This is a genomic window from Longimicrobium sp., from assembly GCF_036554565.1.
Lineage (GTDB): Bacteria > Gemmatimonadota > Gemmatimonadetes > Longimicrobiales > Longimicrobiaceae > Longimicrobium.
In genome coordinates this window covers 1-1,896 of the sequence record NZ_DATBNB010000720.1, presented here as the reverse complement: position 1 = coordinate 1,896, position 1,896 = coordinate 1, and the positions used below count along the sequence as shown (strand labels likewise).

The following is a 1,896-nucleotide window of genomic DNA, read 5'->3' as shown; positions in this document are numbered from 1 at the left end:
CTTCCCGCGCCCCATCACCGCCGCGCGCTGGGGCCGGATCTTCGACCGCGTGCAGTAGCCGCGGGCGGGCCTGGGGACGTGCGGGTACGAAAGACGCGGAGGCGCCGGGGAGAATTTCCTGGCGCTTCCGCGTTCCTGCATATGGACGAGATCCGATAGATCCCGATGAGCCTGTCGCTTCCCGCAGCCCCCGCGAGCCTCGCGCACCTTCCCGATCCGCCGGGACCGGAAAAGCGCCCCTCGCTGCGCCACCTGCTGGCGTTCCGGCGCGACCCGCTGGGCGACTTCCAGCGGATGAGCGCCCGCTGGGGCGACGTGGTGATGTTCCACCTGGCCAACCGCCGCGCGTACCTCCTGACGCACCCGGACCTGGTGCGCGACGTCCTGGTCACCCATCACCGCAACTTCATCAAGAGCCTGGCGCTGCAGCGTGCGCGCGTGCTGCTGGGCAACGGCCTGCTGACCAGCGAGGGCGAGTTCCACCTGCGCCAGCGGCGCCTGGCCCAGCCCGCTTTCCACAAGGACAAGATCGCCGCGATGGCCGCCGCCATGGTGCGCCACGCCGAGCGCACGGCCCGGTCGTGGCGGCCGGGGATGGAGCTGGACATGGGACGCGAGATGACGCGGATGGCGCTCGCAATCGCCGGCGACACGCTGATGGGCGCCGACGTGGGTGCCGAGGCCGAGGAGATCAACCGCTCGCTGACGGACTCGCTGGCCCTCTTCGACCGCCTTCACAACCCGTTCGCGCCGCTGCTGGACCGGCTGCCGGTGCCCGGCACCCTGCGGATGAAGCGCGCGCGCCGCCAGCTGGACGCCACCATCTACCGCGCCATCGACCTGCGGCGCCGCTCCGGCCGGGACCGCGACGACCTGCTGGGGCTTCTGCTGTCCGCGCGCGACGAGGAGGGCGACGGCGGCGGGATGACGGACCTTCAGCTTCGCGACGAGATGCTGACGCTGTTCCTGGCGGGGCACGAGACCACGGCCAATGCGCTGGCGTGGACGTGGCACCTGCTGGCGCAGAACCCCGATGCCGAGTCGCGCCTTCACGACGAGCTGCGCACCGTTCTCGCGGGCCGCGCGCCCGGCGCGGGCGACTATCCCGCGCTGCCGTACACGCGCGCGGTGCTGGCGGAATCCATGCGCCTGTATCCGCCGGCGTGGACCATCGGGCGGGAGCCGCTGGAGGACTTCGAGGCGGGGGGCTACCGCATCCGGGCGGGGAGCATCGTGCTGGTGAGTCCCTGGGTGGTGCACCGCGACGCGCGCTGGTGGAGCGAGCCCCTGGAGTTTCGCCCCGAGCGCTGGCTGGGCGATGCGGAAGCGTCGCACCCGCGCTACGCCTACTTTCCGTTCGGCGGCGGGCCGCGCAAGTGCATCGGCGAGGGGTTCGCGTGGATGGAAGGCGTGCTCGCCCTGGCCACCCTGGCCCGCCGCTGGCGCCTGCGCCCAGTCCCCGGCGCGGCGCCCACCCCCCAGCCCCGCATCACCCTGCGCGCCCTCGGCGTGCAGATGCGAGTGGAGCCCGTGTGAGGCGGGGCGGATCTGAACTCTTGGCCGTCAGTGTTGTACAGTTTATATTCCATCCGCTGCTCCGAAGGGCGCACGTTGTCGAGCCCGGTTTTCGTCCGCGCGCACTCCCCTGAGACTGTCACGACGGAGGTAGAGATGATCCGCACGATCGGCCGGCTGTTCGGCGTACTCCGCCCTGCGCGCCGCGTCATTGGTGGGCACATCAGCCGCAACGACACGGAGCATCTGCGCAGCTCTGCGGCGAACGAAGCGCGGTTGAATGCCGCCATTGCGGAACTGGACGCAGGCCGCGGCACGCTGACAAGCATGCCAGAGGTCGCCAGCCGTCTTCGTGAAGCCGCCGCCCGGTAAGCGCGGATC

General features: G+C 71.3%; 2 protein-coding genes. Both read left to right on the top strand.

Going from position 1 to position 1,896, the window contains the following annotated elements; genetic code table 11:
• The first annotated feature begins 165 nt into the window (after positions 1-165).
• Positions 166-1,536, top strand: coding sequence for a cytochrome P450 (locus VIB55_RS20205; protein ID WP_331878473.1), 1,371 nt, complete (start codon positions 166-168; stop codon positions 1,534-1,536).
• 135 nt (positions 1,537-1,671) lie between these two features.
• Positions 1,672-1,887 (top strand): hypothetical protein, encoded by a 216-nt coding sequence (locus VIB55_RS20200; RefSeq protein WP_331878472.1) that lies wholly within the window; start codon positions 1,672-1,674, stop codon positions 1,885-1,887.
• Positions 1,888-1,896: the final 9 nt, after the last annotated feature.

Excerpts from the sequence above, each read along its gene's own strand:
- VIB55_RS20200 (WP_331878472.1), top strand. The coding sequence starts at position 1,672 with ATGATCCGCACGATCGGCCGGCTGTTCGGCGTACTCCGCCCTGCGCGC.
- VIB55_RS20205 (WP_331878473.1), top strand. The coding sequence starts at position 166 with ATGAGCCTGTCGCTTCCCGCAGCCCCCGCGAGCCTCGCGCACCTTCCC.